At 70.6% G+C, this 15126-nt stretch carries 17 protein-coding genes and 1 pseudogene; 11 read left to right on the top strand and 7 right to left on the bottom strand.

Annotated elements, in window-relative coordinates; genetic code table 11:
* The first annotated feature begins 58 nt into the window (after positions 1-58).
* The 4 genes and pseudogenes from HYE82_RS10325 to HYE82_RS39485 form a co-directional block, all read left to right on the top strand.
* The gene (locus HYE82_RS10325; RefSeq protein WP_179173664.1) at positions 59-961 is read left to right on the top strand and encodes a phosphatase PAP2 family protein; all 903 of its coding nucleotides are present in this window, start codon (positions 59-61) and stop codon (positions 959-961) included.
* Positions 962-968: 7 nt separating this feature from the next.
* Positions 969-1784, top strand: coding sequence for a hypothetical protein (locus tag HYE82_RS10320; protein WP_179173663.1), 816 nt, complete (start codon positions 969-971; stop codon positions 1782-1784).
* Positions 1785-1873: 89 nt separating this feature from the next.
* Positions 1874-2071: a hypothetical protein gene (locus HYE82_RS10315; RefSeq protein ID WP_179173662.1), complete on the top strand. Its 198-nt coding sequence runs from the start codon at positions 1874-1876 to the stop codon at positions 2069-2071.
* Between the two features lie 70 nt (positions 2072-2141).
* Positions 2142-2360: pseudogene (locus tag HYE82_RS39485) on the top strand (type II toxin-antitoxin system VapC family toxin); the annotation flags it as partial.
* 172 nt (positions 2361-2532) lie between these two features.
* Here the strand turns inward: HYE82_RS39485 and HYE82_RS10305 are convergent.
* Positions 2533-2964: a GNAT family N-acetyltransferase gene (locus HYE82_RS10305; protein ID WP_179173661.1), complete on the bottom strand. Its 432-nt coding sequence runs from the start codon at positions 2962-2964 to the stop codon at positions 2533-2535.
* A gap of 148 nt (positions 2965-3112) precedes the next feature.
* Between HYE82_RS10305 and HYE82_RS10300 the strand changes: the two genes are divergently transcribed.
* Positions 3113-3595 (top strand): hypothetical protein, encoded by a 483-nt coding sequence (locus tag HYE82_RS10300; protein WP_179173660.1) that lies wholly within the window; start codon positions 3113-3115, stop codon positions 3593-3595.
* A 24-nt stretch (positions 3596-3619) separates the two neighbouring features.
* On the opposite strand, the gene HYE82_RS10295 is transcribed toward HYE82_RS10300, so the two are convergent.
* Genes HYE82_RS10295 through HYE82_RS10285 form a run of 3 tightly spaced genes read right to left on the bottom strand, consistent with a single transcriptional unit; the run spans position 3620 to position 5872 of the window.
* Positions 3620-4723: a hypothetical protein gene (locus tag HYE82_RS10295; protein WP_179173659.1), complete on the bottom strand. Its 1104-nt coding sequence runs from the start codon at positions 4721-4723 to the stop codon at positions 3620-3622.
* 43 nt (positions 4724-4766) lie between these two features.
* Positions 4767-5027 (bottom strand): DUF397 domain-containing protein, encoded by a 261-nt coding sequence (locus tag HYE82_RS10290; protein ID WP_179173658.1) that lies wholly within the window; start codon positions 5025-5027, stop codon positions 4767-4769.
* Entirely contained in the window at positions 5024-5872 is an 849-nt protein-coding gene (locus HYE82_RS10285) for a helix-turn-helix transcriptional regulator (RefSeq protein ID WP_309144262.1), read from the bottom strand. Before HYE82_RS10285 ends, HYE82_RS10290 begins: the two co-directional genes overlap by 4 nt.
* A 111-nt stretch (positions 5873-5983) precedes the next feature.
* On the opposite strand from HYE82_RS10285, the gene HYE82_RS10280 reads away from it, so the two are divergent.
* From HYE82_RS10280 to HYE82_RS10270, 3 genes are all read left to right on the top strand, one after another.
* The gene (locus HYE82_RS10280; RefSeq protein WP_309144260.1) at positions 5984-6448 is read left to right on the top strand and encodes an ATP-binding protein; all 465 of its coding nucleotides are present in this window, start codon (positions 5984-5986) and stop codon (positions 6446-6448) included.
* Positions 6449-6603: 155 nt separating this feature from the next.
* Positions 6604-7548 (top strand): helix-turn-helix domain-containing protein, encoded by a 945-nt coding sequence (locus HYE82_RS10275; protein WP_179173657.1) that lies wholly within the window; start codon positions 6604-6606, stop codon positions 7546-7548.
* A 32-nt stretch (positions 7549-7580) separates the two neighbouring features.
* Complete coding sequence (locus tag HYE82_RS10270) at positions 7581-8060, top strand: hypothetical protein (protein ID WP_179173656.1); 480 nt, start codon at positions 7581-7583, stop codon at positions 8058-8060.
* A 30-nt stretch (positions 8061-8090) separates the two neighbouring features.
* On the opposite strand, the gene HYE82_RS10265 is transcribed toward HYE82_RS10270, so the two are convergent.
* Positions 8091-8609 carry a DUF3995 domain-containing protein gene (locus HYE82_RS10265; RefSeq protein ID WP_179173655.1) on the bottom strand — a complete coding sequence of 173 codons (519 nt, stop codon included), beginning with the start codon at positions 8607-8609 and terminating at the stop codon, positions 8091-8093.
* A 544-nt stretch (positions 8610-9153) separates the two neighbouring features.
* On the opposite strand from HYE82_RS10265, the gene HYE82_RS10260 reads away from it, so the two are divergent.
* Together HYE82_RS10260 and HYE82_RS10255 are read left to right on the top strand one after the other, a co-directional pair.
* A complete protein-coding gene (locus tag HYE82_RS10260; RefSeq protein ID WP_179173654.1) occupies positions 9154-9477 on the top strand; it encodes a hypothetical protein in 324 nt (107 codons plus the stop codon).
* A gap of 405 nt (positions 9478-9882) precedes the next feature.
* Positions 9883-10320: a hypothetical protein gene (locus tag HYE82_RS10255; RefSeq protein WP_179173653.1), complete on the top strand. Its 438-nt coding sequence runs from the start codon at positions 9883-9885 to the stop codon at positions 10318-10320.
* Positions 10321-10676: 356 nt separating this feature from the next.
* Here HYE82_RS10255 and HYE82_RS10250 read toward each other — a convergent pair whose 3' ends face one another.
* Positions 10677-11153 carry a hypothetical protein gene (locus HYE82_RS10250; protein WP_179173652.1) on the bottom strand — a complete coding sequence of 159 codons (477 nt, stop codon included), beginning with the start codon at positions 11151-11153 and terminating at the stop codon, positions 10677-10679.
* 328 nt (positions 11154-11481) lie between these two features.
* Between HYE82_RS10250 and HYE82_RS10245 the strand changes: the two genes are divergently transcribed.
* Positions 11482-11652 carry a hypothetical protein gene (locus HYE82_RS10245; RefSeq protein ID WP_179173651.1) on the top strand — a complete coding sequence of 57 codons (171 nt, stop codon included), beginning with the start codon at positions 11482-11484 and terminating at the stop codon, positions 11650-11652.
* 86 nt (positions 11653-11738) lie between these two features.
* Here HYE82_RS10245 and HYE82_RS10240 read toward each other — a convergent pair whose 3' ends face one another.
* The gene (locus HYE82_RS10240; protein WP_179173650.1) at positions 11739-14789 is read right to left on the bottom strand and encodes a bifunctional [glutamine synthetase] adenylyltransferase/[glutamine synthetase]-adenylyl-L-tyrosine phosphorylase; all 3051 of its coding nucleotides are present in this window, start codon (positions 14787-14789) and stop codon (positions 11739-11741) included.
* Positions 14790-15126 lie beyond the last annotated feature (337 nt).

Raw genomic sequence — 15126 nt, 5'->3', positions numbered from 1 at the left:
GCAAGACGGTCCCGAGGGATGATCGAAGGCAAGGAGGCATCTGGCAAACTCTCGTCCCATGGGTGAAACGAGCGTGAAGACACTGGAAACCAGGACGGACGTCTCGTCACCCGCCGTGGTCGACGACGAGGCCCGTCCGGAACACCGGCACACCCTCCTCACCCGCCTGCGGGCCCCGCGCCGGCCCCGGATCTGGTTCGAGATCCTGCTCATCGCGGTCAGCTACTGGACGTACTCGCTCATCCGCAACGCCGTGCCCGAGCAGAAGTCGATCGCCCTGGCGAACGCCGACTGGCTGTGGCACATCGAGCACACCCTCGGCATCGCGGTGGAGAAGACCGTCAACCACACCGTGAACTCGGTGACGTGGCTGATCGTCGGCATGAACTACTACTACGCCACGCTCCACTTCGTGGTGACCCTCGGCGTGCTCGCCTGGATCTACCGCCGGCATCCGGGGCGGTACGCCGCCGCCCGCTTCGTCCTCTTCGCCACCACGGGCGTGGCGCTGGTCGGCTACTACTTCTTCCCGCTCGCCCCGCCGCGGCTGATGGAGAACGAGAACTTCATCGACACGGTGCTCGTCCACCACACCTGGGGCTCGATGGCCTCGGGCAACCTCAAGAACATGTCGAACCAGTACGCCGCCATGCCGTCCATGCACATCGGCTGGTCGCTGTGGTGCGGGCTGACGATCTACGCGGTGGCCGCGGCGCCGTGGGCGCGGATCCTGGGCCTGCTCTACCCGACGGCCACGCTGGTCGTCATCGTCGCCACCGCCAACCACTTCTGGCTGGACGCGGCCGGCGGCATGCTGTGCCTCGCCTTCGGGTACGCGGCGTCCCGCACGTGGTACGGCGACATGCCTCACCGCCTGCCCCGCCACCCCGTGCACACGGACCCGCATCCGGCGACGGCCGCTCTGCTGAACCGGTTCCGCACCCCGACCCCGCGGTCCTGAGCCCGCGATGACGCTCGCCCCGTCCGGCCGGCCGGCGACCGAGGCGGTCCTCGCCGCCCTGCCCGAGCTCGCCCCGTACGCGCGGGACGCGGTCCTGCTCCACCCCGAGCGCGGGGAACCGGACTGCGAGCGCAGCTCGATCGGCGGCCCACTGCTGTGGCCGGCCGACGAGCCGTGGCCCGTGTGCTCCCTGCCCGACGAGACCGGCGGCCCCGGCGAGACCGGCCCCGACGGTGGGCCCGCCGCACCCATGGTGCCGGTCGCCCAGATCTTCCGGCGGGATGTCCCCGGCCCCTGGTGGCCCGACGGAACGGACCTCCTCCAGATCCTGTGGTGCCCCAACGAGCACTGGGACCCGCCGGCCCACCAGGCCGACACCGCCCCCGTGGTCGAGCTGCTGTGGCGGCGCGCCGCCGACGTGACGAGCCGGCTCGGGGACCCGCCGGCGCCGACGCGGTACGACGAGGACGGCTACCTGCCCCGGGCCTGCACCCTCACCGCCGAGCAGGTCACCGACTTCCCCCACCGGGAGGAACTGCCCGAGGAGCTCCGCCCGCGGCTGGCGGAGCTGGTCCGCGCGACCGGCCCGGAGGGCGGTGACGTCATCACCCGCCTCGCCGGCTGGAAACTGGGCGGCTGGCCCACCTGGCACCTGAACCACCCCGGGGTGTTCGACTGCACCGACTGCGGCACGCCCATGACGCTCCTGTTCACCGCGGCCAGCGACCCGGAGACGGGCGTGGTCGTCGGCCGCTACGGCGACCTCCGGATCTTCACCTGCCCCGCCGACCACCGCCACGGCTTCCAGGCCGACCTGCACTGACCTCTCACTGACGACCGCGGCGGGCGGGCGAGCGGCCGTACCATGGCCCTCGGCAGGCAGTGACCAGTGTCAGCGGGGAGGTCCTCACCGTGAGTGCAGCGGAATCCGAGCGCCCGATCCATCCGCCGCTCCGGCCGCGGCTGACGGTCGAGGAACTGCTGGCCGCGAAGAACACCCAGCCGATCACCTCCCTGGACGATCTGAAGGCCGACACCTTCGAGTCCGACGAGGAACTGGACGAGTTCCTCGCCTTCATCCACGCCGAGCGCCGACGCGACGTCGCCTGAGCGCCATGCAACCCGTCGTCCTCGACACCGACGTCGCCTCCCTCACCCACAAGGGCAGCTCACCGGCCCGCTGGCCACCCGCCTGATCGGCCGCAAGCCCCTGATCACCTTCGTCACCTTCGGTGAACTGACCCAGTGGACCGAGATCCGCAATTGGGGCAGCCTCCGCCGGCAGGAACTCGCCGACTGGCTCTCCGGCATCCCTGTTCTCCCCGGCGACGAAGCCGTCGCCGCCACCTGGGGCAAGCTCTCCGCTGCCGGAAGGCAGGGCGGGCGGCCGCAGCCGACGAACGACATGTGGATCGCCGCCTGCTGCCTCACCTACGACCTGCCGCTGGCCACCTTGAACCTCAAGGACTACGCGTACTTCAAGGACAAGCACAAACTGCGCATCCTCGGCGAGGGTTAGCCCCGGCCGACGGCGAACGTTGACGCTCCGCCGTCCGAAGGTACGGGCGGCCCTACTGGTTGCCGAAGGCCATCCACTTCTGCGGGGTGTCGAGCGGGGTGAAGCCGGAGCGGGCGTATACGGCGTGCGCGTCGGCGGTGGCGAGGAGGATCCGGCGCAGCCCGTACGGCTCCAGGTGCGCCTTGACCGCCTCGACGAGCGCCCCGCCGAGCCTCTTGCCGCGGGCGCCGGGGTCGACGTAGACGTCGCACAGCCAGGCGAAGGTCGCCCGGTCGGTGACGACGCGGGCGTACGCGAGCTGGGCCCCGGAGGCCTGGTCGTAGACGCCGAAGTTCAGGGAGCCCGCGATGGCGTCCTCCTGCTTCTGTCGGCTGCGGCCGAGGGCCCAGTACGCGTCCTCGGAGAGCCAGCGGTGGATCAGGCCGACGTCGAGCCGGGCGGGGTCGGTGGAGATCTCGTAGCCGTCGGGCAGTTCGTTCGTCATCCCCGCATCCAAACAGCGCCCGCGGACCCCCGGCCAGCGGTTATCCCGGGATCCGAGATGGCTTCCTCCCCTTCGTATACGAGGGGCATCTATGGGACCACGCAAACGCAGTAGCGGCAGGTCACCGTCGCGTCGGAGGATCAGACACATGGAAACGGTGGTGCAGTGGGTCTGCACGTCATGGACCAAGCGGTCCCGCGGCGGGCTCGCGGCCTCGCACCGGAACAAGGCGCCCATGGCCTTTCCCCTGCCGCCCGTGGCACCGCCCTTCGTGCACAGCGTGCTCATGTACGAAGCCGACGGCTTCCGGCCTCACTTCGAGACACACGAGGGCCCACCCGACTCCGGCTCGGACACCGGTGTGCTCCTACACGAAGCCGACGGCCTGCTCCGGGTCCAGCTGACTGTCACACCGTTCGGCATGCCACGCAGGTGGCGGCGTCCTCCAGCAGTCCGCCTCGCCCGCGGCGAATGGCTCCGTTGGCAGGTCAACTACCGCTTCGCGGGCACATGCAGCGGCGACTGGACCTACCGCCTCGACACACTGAACATCGCCAACGGCCCGGCGCCGACCGACCTGTTCCTGGGCGCACCGACTACCCACGTCGACGAACGCGCCGCTCTTCGCTGACCCCGTCCTTGTGTCGGCCGACGGTCATGCGGGACTGCGGGGCCCGAGGCCGGCCAGGGCCTTGGTGAGGGTGCGGCTGAAGGCGTCATCCGCGAGGATCCGGATCCTCTGCCAGGGGTGGCCGAGCCGTGTCCCGCGTTCCAGCAGCCGGGTCAGTACGGGTTCTGCGGCGGCGGCCGGGGCGCCGATCTCGCCGAGGTGCCGGACCGCGCGCGGCGTCGGGTACGCGATGTGCCCGTCCCACTCCGGGTCGACGGCCGCCAGCAGCACCGGTACGGCCGGCTCCGGATCGCCGGTGATCCGCCACCAGGCGTGGGCGGCGGCCACCCGCGTCCAGGCCCCGGGCGAGTCCATGAGCGCACGCACCGCACCGGTGTGCCGGGCGGCGGCCGGCCCGAAGTCCGCCAGGTAGGGCAGGACGCGGCTGCCGAGGCCGGAGCCCAGGTCGGCCGCGTAGCGGCGGAGGGCGAGGGAGCCGTCCCCGGTCACGCGGTAGTGCGCCCAGGCGGCCATCCGCACCCCGTGCCAGGTGCCCCGGGCGTCGGGCCCGTACGGGCCGGGCGGTCGGCCCGCCCCGGTGGCGTACTCGGCCAGCCGGCCCGCGGCGGCTGCCGCCGGGGGCCCGATCCGGCCGAGGACGCGGGCGGCGTCGTAGGCGTACGGCCCCTCCAGGCACGCCGTCACCTCCGGCAGCGCGGGGGCCGCCTCGGAACCCCAGGCGGAGAGGACGGCGAGGGCGGGGGCGTTCTCCGCGGCGGCCGGATCCGCCCCCAGTTCGCGCCGCAGCAGGGGCAGCAACTCGGCCGCGGGAAGCGCCGCGAGCGCGGGCGAGAGGTGGCTGCAGTCCCGCCAGAGCCGCTCCTGCGCCGCGAGGCGGTGCAGTCCGGCCATGGCCCGCACGTCGCCCACGCCGGCGAGGGCGACCGCCAGATCGGCTATCAGGTAGTCCTCGGTGCCGCGGAGCAGCCCGTCGAGGCGAGCCGCAAGCCGGTCCGCGTAGGGGGCCGCGGCCCGACCGGCCTGGACGATCACTTGCTGGGCCGACCAGTAGACCTCCGGGCTGCCACAGCAGGCAGCCTCGACGATGGTGTCCCAGGCCGCCGGACGCGGCCGCCGCAGCCGGAGCACCGTCTCGGCGGCCGCGTTTACGCTCCGCTTCCGGAGCCGTGTTCTAGGCAGCACCGGCGACGGCCACGAATCCGGCCCAGGCGGCGGGGCTCAGCGCGACCCGGCTGCCGTCGGGGACCTTCGAGTCGCGGACGAGGATGGTGCCGGGCAGGTGGGCGACCTCGACACAGTCGTTGCTGTCGCTGGCGCTGTGGCTGCTCTTGGTCCAGGCCACCTCGACGCATTCGTTGCTGTTGCTCGCGCTGTAGCTGCTCTTGACCCACTCCAGCGCCGAAGAGTCCTCGGCAGAGGGCTTGATACTCATGTCTCACCCAGCGCTTTCTCGATGAAGGCTCGCGACTCTCGGGGACTGAGAGCCTGTGATCGGATGATCCCATAGCGCAGTTCCAGAACCTGGATGTCTTTCGCCTCGGTGATCAGGCGGCTCGCCACCTGCGACTCGCAGTAGGCGACAGTGGAACCACTGCGCAGCTTCAACACCTGGATGTCGCCACCCATCCCAGCATGGTCCTCGCTCCCAGTCGCCATCACCTGGATCTCAACGTTACGCATCGCAGCGACATCGAGTAGGCGCTCCAACTGGCCGCGCAGCACGTCCCGGCCCCCGATCGGCCTCTCCAACGTGACCTGCTCTAGTACGAAGGTCAGTGCGGGCGACGGCTGCCGATGGAACATCACCTGGCGGGCCATGCGCGCCGCGACGTAGCGCTCCACCTGGTCCGGCGAGTAGGCAGGCCGCCGGATCTCGTACAGCGCCCTCGCGTAGTCTTCGGTCTGAAGCAGTCCGTGCAAGTTGTGGTTCCCGTAGGCGCCCAACTCAATCGCCTCGGATTCCAACTTGGCCAGATCGCGGACCTTCTTGGGGTAGCGGGCCTTTTCCACGTCGACCTTCATCGCCGCGATCTTCCCACCCGCCTCCAGCACCTCATCCGCCTTGTCGAGGAACTCGGGGCGGGGAATGCGGGTGCCGCGTTCGATCTTGTAGATCAGATTCGGGCCGTAACCCATCCGCTTGCCGAACTGCGCCGCATCGAGACCTGCCGCCTCGCGCCACATTTTCAACTGGCGTCCCACCGTGGCGATCACCGCCCCGGATTCGTCCTCCGGATCGAGTTCCCAGCTCGATTCGTCGGCACCGTCTGCGTTCACTTCCACCTCCGATTTTGACCGGGAGGACAGCACGGGACAGCCCTGGACAACCGCTGTACACAGCGTCCTCGGCTCTGTTCAGGTTACGCACGGACGGCCACGCTGAGTCACGTGAATCAGGAAATCTCCCTCGACGCCACCCTCCCTGCAACCCCGCGCGGTGCTCGCCTGGCTCGCGCCCTCACCGTGCACCAACTCGCGGAACGTGGGCTTCCGTTCATCGAAGCGGCGCAGGTGGTCGCCGAGCTCGCCGCGAACGCGGTCACGCACGGAAGGGTCCAGGGACGGAGCTTCCGGCTGCGTCTGTACATCAATCACGGACCTACGCTCCGTATCGAGGTGTCGGACACCCGCGCCGAGGCCGTACCGCCACCGGAAGCGCAGCTCCCCTCACCCCAAGCGGAATCGGGACGCGGGCTCGTTCTGGTGTCGAGTCTGTCCGACCGCTGGGGAACGGATCGCGGTCCCGCACCCCTGAAAACGGTGTGGGCGGAATTGGACCTGGGTGGCCCGCTTTCACCGGATCGAGGTTTTCACGACCCGGTGGACCACTCCCCGGTAAGGCTCGACGCTTAGGGATAAACAACCGGGGGAAATGACCTTTCCCAACCTCCCCCCTCCCCCTCTCACCCGGTCGGGTGAATTACGCCAACCTGGCTGGCCCAATTGCCGATCCGCAGTGCAGAGTCGGCGTCGGACGAAGGACCCCCACAAACGCAATCGGCCCTCGCATGGGACTGCCATCCCGCCGCGAGGGCCTGACCACACCGGAAGACCAGAACTTCCTCATGGCTGACCAGCAGCTTAGCGCGCCCGCGCGCGCCCTGTCGGGCATCCGACACAACAACCGCGCCCACCACATCCGCTTCGTGGTGATCGGCAACCACCTCGCTCAGCACGGTGAGTTGAGTCTCACTGCGATCGGGCTGGGCACGCACATCCAGTCGTTGCCACCCGGCGCGCCGGTGACCATCAAGGCGCTGGCCGCGCGCTTCCCCGAGGGCGAGGTACGGATCGCCACGGCGTTGCGCGAGCTGGAGCAGCACGGCTACCTGGGCCGCTACCAGGAGCGGCTGCCGTCGGGCCGGGTCGTGACGTACACGGTGTCGTACAACAACCCGCCTGCCCTCAGGGCGGAGGTGAAGAGGGGCGACGAGCCACCCGACCCGGACGGCGACGGCGGTGGCCACCCCACACCCCCGGACGAGGAGCCCCAGGCACCCGAGCCCCAGGAAGCGGAACCAGACCCAGGCCCGCTCCCGGAGCCGGAGACCGCCCCGACCCCCGAGACGGAGACGGAGGCGCGTTCGCTGCTGGCCCGGCTGCGGCTGCGGGACCCCCGGCTGGTGCTGTCGCAGCGGGACGTGACCCGGCTGGCCCCGGCCGTGGCGGCCTGGCTGGACCGCGGCCTGACCCCGAGCGCGGTCGGCGCCACCCTGACCCGCAGCCTTCCCCTGACCCCGATCCACTCCCCGTACGGGCTCCTGGCGCACCGGCTCCGCGAGCTGATCCCACCCCCGATCCCGGTCGGCCCGGCGATCCGCCCGCCCGGTCCGGACCGGACGATCCACCCGCTCCAGTGCTGCGAATCCTGCGGCAAGGCCTACCGCGCCCCCACCCGCGGCGGAAGCTGCGGCCCCTGCACCCGTGCCCTGGACCCGACGAAAGTCGCTTAACCAGGCCCGCCGGGCCCTGCGATAGTCGGCGCATGAGCCGCCAAGTACCCGACTCCGCCGACGAGACGCCCCTGACCGCTGAGGAGTACGCGGCTGTGCAGGCAGCTGTCTCCACCGGCGCCGGGCGTCGGATCGACGGGCGCCCGTGGACGCTCAACGCGCTCTTCGAGGCGTGGAAGGACCTCGTGGAGGAAGTGGAAGAAGGTTATGGGTGGTGCGCGCCGGAACTCGACAACGACCTGTGGTGCCGGACCGCGCTGGCCGGCGTCTGGCGGCTGCTGCCGCCACGGGTGCAGGCCCTCCGCCGACTCGAACTCGACGAACTGGACGCCCGCTTCCGGACGGCCACGATCCCCTGGCCCGACCCGGACGAGAACCCGCGCCGGTGGTGGGAACGGCGCATCCCGCGGATCCTCGAAGCCGAACGGGGTGAGGGCCGACTGCGCGGATGGCCCATGGGCTGGGGCATGCTGCCGTTCCCCAAGCCGGACGAGGTCACCGTAGTCGAGTGACCCTGCCATCGGCCTGACAGCGGCGCCGACTCAACGGCCGCGGCGCAGACGCTGCCGGGCGGCCACGCCGAGGGCGATGCCCCACACCAGGAACAGCCCGTACCAGAAGAGCCCCCACGCAGCCTGCGGATGCGCGTCCTTGGCGGCGAAGTCAGGGGCCGAGACGACGCGTTCGGCGGCGAGCAGGTACTGCAGGGCGAAGTAGGTGAAGCCCCACAGGCTCATGCCGACGGAGGCGACCAGCGCGGGAGCGGCGAGCAGGCGGCGCGGCAGCCGGCGGCCCCACGGCCGGACCAGCGCGAGCGCGATGACCGCGCCGAGGACCGCGACGCCGCCCATCCCCCAATAGCCGACGGCCGCCTCCCAGGTCCCGTGCGGGGCCCCGGCGAAGTCGCCGGGGAAGGTCGCTCCGATGCCGGCGCCCCACCAGAAGTGCGGGGCGGCGTACGCGAGGGCCGCCGCCGCGGCCACGTACCCGGCGTACCCGGACCGGCCGGCCCGCCGTCCCCGCGGGGCGGTGGTCGTCGCCGCTGCTGCTGCCTGTGCCATGGTGTCCCCCACCTTGCTCGTCCCGGTGCGGCGGGGGCCCGGCGCCTCCCGCCCGGAACCAGCCTGTCCGAGCCGGCCCCGCGGCGAATCGCCCGCCCGCATGCACCCGCCTCCCCCACGCGAGGGAGACCCGACTACGCGGGTCGTCGGACCGGACGCCGTCGCTCGTTCCGCGCGAGGAGGGGCGGGTCAAGGGCAAGCCGGACAGCAGATCGGCCACACGAGGGCCGCGTGAGGCTGCGCCGAGAGCCACCGGCCTCCGAAACCGAACGCTTTGGGACGTAAACCCCTTGAGGGGTGTTTCATTTCGATCATATGGTCACGCTGACCGCAGCAGTGATCATCCGGAGCAGGTGAGATGCATGGAAGACAACCCACGGGCGGAATCGCATTGGCGCTCGCCGGATTCAATGCGGCCTTGACGATCACGGCCGCAGCGCTCACCTGGGGCGGCGGTCCCAGTCCGTGGGCGGCTGCAGCAGCGAGTTCCGTGCCGGTCTTTCTCACCTGATTATCTCGACATACTTCATTGGAGGCCACTCGATTGAGGCTCACGGAAATCATCCCACATTTGCAGGCCAGACCTGGGATGTTCGGCCTGGATGAACAGTTCTCCAGCTATGCGGCGTTTTTGTATGGATTTTCGGCGGCTGACCAGTACGGCGATCTGGCCAGGTATCGAAAATGGCTGGCCGGGCAGCTCGCACTGGATGGCAGCCTCGGGTGGGCAGGGATCGTCCTACGGATGGCGTTCCCCCATGACATCAAAAGCTGGGGTCTTCATGCAGAGCGCTCCGCGGAACAGGAACGAATCGCTATCGCGACCTTGATTCGAACCCTGGAAGAATTCGCGGAAGAGGCGCCCTGAGTCGCCCTGCCGTCGAGGCTGATCGACGAAGCCGGGCCGGACGGGGTGGGGTACAGCGATCTCAGGACGGCTATCAGCGAAACTGGTGTGCGTCCTGGAGAGCCTCACGGGCGAGGCGCAGGTCGGTATGGTGTTGCGAGCCGTCTGCGTACCCGACGTCGAGGTCCGACTGACCGCGCTCCACTGGTACCCGCCCCGGCCCGAGACCAGGCGGCGAGCCCCCTCGCCAAGGTAACGCTCGTCGGCGACGGCGCCGGGCGCATCTTCACCTCAAAGAACTGCTCGTCAGCGTTCCCGACCACTGAGGCGGACCACCTCGGACAACACGGGCAGGGCGTCTGTTAATACGCTTGGTCGACACGTGAGCAGACCGAGATGCATACCGGCAGGAAGGAGCAATGTTCCGTGATCATAGAATTCAGCGTACGCCCAGACCAGGGCGAGCCCAGCGGATTCGACCTCGGAGACATGATTTGGCGTGGAGAGCTGGGTGAGGTCGGGTCGGCAGGGGAAACACCCGACCGAGGCATGATGATATACATCTCGGTGATCCAGCTGATGGACTGCCTCAACGGGCTTCTCAAAGGGCGCACCAAGATTGCAGCCTTCACGGGAGCCGACACTTCTTTCGGGCTTACATTCAGGCTGACGAAGAAGGGGATCAGCGTGGCTGATCGATCCGGACCGGTCGCGCTCGTCAGTGCTGCGGCACTTGCCCGGACAACACTTTCCGCAGCCGAAGAACTGGCACGCCGCCACCTGGATTCGCTTCCGCCCGATGGAGTCTCGGACGACTACGTGGCCGCACTGAAAAGCTTCCGACTCACCGCAAACACCCATTGAGGAATCGTTTCGGCGTGGGTGGATGAGGTCTCCGCGACATGCATGTGCGCACTCGCCCCGAGCAGTGGACGCCTCAGTGGCAGGCCGGCCTGGCGCATGTGTTCCCGACGCAGCCTCAGTCGGCGTAGAAGAGAGCGTCGACGCGCGCAAGCGCGGATGGCCAGGACCCGAGCCTCGTCCAGGCTCCGGCCCGCCCCGCCGATCCGCACGGGCCGTGCTCACGGAAGCCCGCCGCGACCTTCTCAGGGGCGGTGGATGAAGTAGCCGCTGTCCACGTCCGGCAGCGAGACCGGCCCGCACCACTCCGCATCGAGCCGCCCGCCCAACCCTTCACCCCCTCACCCCCTCACTCGACGTCAGTCGAACGCCCTGATGTACACGCGGCTGCTGGTCCCGTCGACCTGCGTCACGGCGAGCTGGAGGAAGTCGAGGTCGCGCTGGATGCAGGGAGCGCACACCTGCGCCCTCCTGGCGCCGGGTGCGGACACCGGCTCCGGCAGGCCGAGCCGCTCGAACTCCCCGGCGGCGCCGCTGAACGGCGTTGCGGTCCAAAGGGGTTGCTCGGAACGCAACCCTGCGAAGAACCCGTCCACATCACCGGTGGGAAGCACGAAGGACAGCAGCAACTTGTCGTCGTGGCCTCTCCGGTGCGCAGCCCTGGCGTCTGTTGCCGTGGCGGGCAACTCGATCTGCAGGTGCTCCGCCACTGCCTGCGGAGTCACGCCTTCCAGCCAGTACTCGCCCGCCAACTCCGAAGCAGTGCCGGAGCAGCCCGTCACCAGCACCACAGCCGCCACCAGCGCACCCCACAGCATCAGCCGGCCCTCGGTCATCGGGCGTCACCATTGCGACCGAGATCCTGCCGGGTACCGTCCCGCCCCGGGTCTGCGGGAGAAGGCCCCGGGCCACCGGAGTCCAAGTCGTATCGCAGCACCGAACTACTTCCCCGCATGTCGAATTCCCGGGCCAGACCCGCGCTGTGGAGCTTGGCCATGGCGTCGCTCGACACGGAGATGCTGCCGAGGGCCCTGAAGCTGGCCGCCTTGGGAGAAGACGCCAACGAAAAGCAGTGGCGGCGAGCTGGAGACCACGGTGTCGACATGGTCTTCGCAAGTCAAGGCTGTTCGTGCCGGCTCCCGCGATGTCCCCCTGCCTCTGTAAGTGGCCGTGCATGACGAAGGCTTCGTGTCCCACCGCCCCGAGATCGTCCTGCTGGACGACGAGGTCGGCGTCTCCACCGCCTCCGGTGGCGGCAGGCACCTGGTTGAGGCGCATCGACACCTCATGGCGGGCAGCCACTTCGGCTTTGGCCCGGTCCCATTCGTCCCATGACATCGGCCCATTGCACCATTTAGATGGACCAAATCGATGGCAGCCGACCTCCAATCGATCACATTCGGTCGATTTTTGTCCGGCTCCTAGCCGGCGTAGAAGAGGGCGTCTACGACGGCGCGGGCGCGGCGGGTGGTGCGGCGGTAGTCGTCCAGCATTTCGCCGACCGTGCCCTCCGCGTAGCCGAGGTAGCGGCCGACCGCGGCCAGTTCGCGGGCCTCCGACGGGAAGGTGTCCCCGGCGCGGCCGCGGACCAGCATGACCGCGTTGCGAACGCGGGTGGCCAGGACCCAGGCCTCGTCCAGGACCTGGGCCTCCTCGGCGGGGATCAGGCCGGCTGCGTGGGCGGCGGCCAGGGCTTCGCGGGTGCGGGTGGTGCGCAGGGCCGGTACGTCCCAGGCGTGCCGCATCTGGAGCAGCTGGACGGTCCACTCGACGTCGCTGAGGCCGCCGCGGCCCAGCTTCGTGTGGAGGGTCGGGTCGGCGCCGCGCGGCAGGCGTTCGGATTCCATGCGGGCCTTGAGGCGGCGGATCTCGCGGACCGCGTCGTCGCCGAGGCCTCCGGAGGGGTAGCGCAGCGGGTCGATCAGGTCGATGAAGCGGCGGCCGAGGTCCGGGTCGCCGGCGACGGGTGCGGCGCGCAGCAGGGCCTGGCTCTCCCAGGTCAGGGACCAGCGGCGGTAGTACGCGGCGTAGGAGGCGAGGGTGCGGACGAGGGGGCCGGAGCGGCCTTCGGGGCGCAGGTCGGCGTCGATGAGCAGCGGCGGGTCTGCGGTGGGGAGCTGCAGGAGGCGGCGCATCTCGGCGATGACGGCCTGGGCGGCCTTCGCGGCCTCCTGCTCGTCGACGCCCTCGCGGGGCTCGTGGACGAACAGGACGTCGGCGTCGGAGCCGTAGCCGAGCTCGTGGCCGCCGAACCGGCCGACGCCGATGACGGCGAACCGGGTGGGCAGGGTGTCGCCCCACTGGTCTCTGACGGCGGCGCGCAGGGCTCCGGCGACGGTGGCGGCGGTGAGGTCGGAGACGGCCCGGCCGACCCGGTCGACGAGGGTTCCGTGGTCCTTCTCGGCGGGGCTGTCCTCCGTGCCGTACGAGGCGATGATGTCGGCGGCGGCGGTACGGAACAGTTCGCGGCGGCGGACCCCGCGGACCACGGTGACGGCGGCCTCGGCGCTGTCGGCGCGGCCGACGGCAGCCAGCACCTCCTGCTCCAGGGCCTCGTGCGTACGGGGCCGGAGCCCCTCGGGGTCACCGAGCAGGGCGACGGCCTCGGGGGCGCGCATCAGCAGGTCGGGGGCGAGGCGGCCGGCGGACAGGACGCGGGCCAGGTTCTCGGCGGCTGCGCCCTCGTCGCGCAGCAGGCGCAGGTACCAGGGGGTCTTGCCGAGGGCGTCGGAGACCTTGCGGAAGCCCAGCAGGCCGGCGTCCGGGTCGGCGGAGTCCGCGAACCAGCCCAGCATGACCGGGAGCAGGGTGCGCTGGATGGCGGCCTTGCGGGTGACGCCGGAGGCGAGGGCCTCCAGGTGGCGCAGGGCGGCGGCCGGGTCGGCGTACCCGAGGGCTTCGAGTCGCTGGCCGGCGGCGCGCGGCGAGAGCCGGGTCTCGCCGGGGGCGAGCTGGGCGACGGCGTCGAGGAGCGGGCGGTAGAACAGCTTCTCGTGCAGGCGGCGGACGACGGTGGCGTGGCGGCGCCAGGCCTTGTTGAGTTCGGCGACGGGTTCGGTGCGCAGGCCGAGGGAGCGGCCGAGGCGGCGCAGGTCGGCCTCGTCCACGGGGACGAGGTGGGTGCGGCGCAGGCGGTGGAGCTGGATGCGGTGCTCCATGGCGCGCAGGAAGCGGTACGCGTCGTTCAGCTGGGCGGCGTCGGCGCGGCCGACGTAGCCGCCGGCGGCGAGGGCGTGCAGGGCGTCGAGGGTCGTGCCGGAGCGGAGGGTCGAGTCGCTGCGGCCGTGGACGAGCTGGAGCAGCTGCACGGCGAACTCGACGTCGCGCAGGCCGCCCGGACCGAGTTTCAGCTCGCGGTCGACCTGGGAGGCGGGGATGTTGTCGACGACGCGGCGGCGCATCTGCTGGACGTCGACGACGAAGTTCTCGCGTTCGGCGGCCTGCCAGACGAGGGGGCTTATGGCGTCGATGTAGGCCGCGCCGAGTTCTGGGTCGCCGGCGACGGCGCGGGCCTTGAGGAGGGCCTGGAACTCCCAGGTCTTGGCCCAGCGTTGGTAGTAGACGAGGTGGGAGGAGAGGGTGCGCACGAGGGGGCCGTTGCGGCCCTCGGGGCGGAGGTTGGCGTCAACGGGCCAGATGCTGCCCTCGACGGTGGTCTCGGAGCAGATGCGCATGAGGTGGGAGGCGAGGCGGGTGGCGGCCTGGAGCGCCTTGGACTCGTCGGCGGTGCCGGTGGTGCTGCCGTTGGCCGCCCCGTTCCCGCCGTTGGCTCCGTTGGCTCCGTTGGCGGCCTGCGCGGCTTCCGCGACGAAGATGACGTCCACGTCCGAGACGTAGTTCAGCTCGTTGCCGCCGCACTTGCCCATGGCGATGACGGCGAGGCGGCACCGTGCCGCGTCCTCCGGGGCGGCCGCGGTCGCGATGCGGAGGGCGGCGCGGAGGGTGGCGGTGGCGAGGTCGGCCAGTTCGGCGGCGGTCTGGGCGACGTCGATGGTGCCGCATACGTCGCGGGCTGCGATGGAGAGCAGGCACCGGCGGTAGGCGATGCGCAGCGCGACGGGGTCGTGCGCCTCGGCCAGGCCCTGCTCGAACTCGGCGAGGCCCGGGTGCAGGTCGGCGGCCTCGTAGGTGACGAGCGCGTGCCAGTCGCGGGGGTGGCGGGCGAGGTGGTCGGCGAGGGCCTCCGAAGCGCCGAGGACGCCGAGGAGGCGGTCGCGCAGGGGCTTGGAGCTGACGAGGGTGTCGAGGAGGCCGGGCCGTTCCCCTGCGGGCTGCGCCTCGGCGAGGCGGACCAGGCCGCGGAGGGCGAGGTCGGGGTCGGCGGTGGCGCCGAGGGCGTCGAGGAGCACCGGGTCGGCGCGTACGGGGGCCAGCGCGTCGGATTCGAGCAGCCGGGCCGCCGCCGAGGGGTCGGTGAAGCCGCTGCGCAGCAGCATCGTGAAGGTACTGCTCCTGCGTCCCGGGACCGTCATCCCGTCGCCTCCCGCGTCCCGCGTCCGTATGTCGCTCACCGCCACGGCCCTCGCGGGCCTTGGAAGGAGCCTATCCGGAGCAGGCGTTCGACTCACCGGGGAGCGGGTGGGTGCGCCGGTTATGGCGCGCCGTTGCATATCATGACGCGGATTCTCGGATTGTCAGATTTTTTGTCCTGCTTTCTGCTCTGAAGACCGACCACCTTCGGCTGCCCGCCCTCCCCGCCGCCGCGCGAGGGCTGCGCCCGCCCGCCGACCGACCGGCCGTGAGGACCCACATCTGTCTCTTATACACCTCTGACGCTTCCGAGTACGCACGCGGTGTAGATCTAGGTGG

This window comes from Streptomyces sp. BR123 (assembly GCF_013401435.1).
Lineage (GTDB): Bacteria > Actinomycetota > Actinomycetes > Streptomycetales > Streptomycetaceae > Streptomyces.
The sequence above is the reverse complement of the archived record's forward strand: the minus strand, read 5'-3'. Positions and strand labels throughout refer to the sequence as shown.

Excerpts from the sequence above, each read along its gene's own strand:
- HYE82_RS10300 (WP_179173660.1), top strand. The coding sequence starts at position 3,113 with ATGGAAACGGTGGTGCAGTGGGTCTGCACGTCATGGACCAAGCGGTCC.
- HYE82_RS10305 (WP_179173661.1), bottom strand. The coding sequence starts at position 2,964 with ATGACGAACGAACTGCCCGACGGCTACGAGATCTCCACCGACCCCGCC.
- HYE82_RS10320 (WP_179173663.1), top strand. The coding sequence starts at position 969 with ATGACGCTCGCCCCGTCCGGCCGGCCGGCGACCGAGGCGGTCCTCGCC.
- HYE82_RS10325 (WP_179173664.1), top strand. The coding sequence starts at position 59 with ATGGGTGAAACGAGCGTGAAGACACTGGAAACCAGGACGGACGTCTCG.
- HYE82_RS10250 (WP_179173652.1), bottom strand. The coding sequence starts at position 11,153 with ATGACCGAGGGCCGGCTGATGCTGTGGGGTGCGCTGGTGGCGGCTGTG.
- HYE82_RS10265 (WP_179173655.1), bottom strand. The coding sequence starts at position 8,609 with ATGGCACAGGCAGCAGCAGCGGCGACGACCACCGCCCCGCGGGGACGG.
- HYE82_RS10275 (WP_179173657.1), top strand. The coding sequence starts at position 6,604 with ATGGGACTGCCATCCCGCCGCGAGGGCCTGACCACACCGGAAGACCAG.
- HYE82_RS10240 (WP_179173650.1), bottom strand. The coding sequence starts at position 14,789 with ATGACGGTCCCGGGACGCAGGAGCAGTACCTTCACGATGCTGCTGCGC.
- HYE82_RS10270 (WP_179173656.1), top strand. The coding sequence starts at position 7,581 with ATGAGCCGCCAAGTACCCGACTCCGCCGACGAGACGCCCCTGACCGCT.
- HYE82_RS10290 (WP_179173658.1), bottom strand. The coding sequence starts at position 5,027 with ATGAGTATCAAGCCCTCTGCCGAGGACTCTTCGGCGCTGGAGTGGGTC.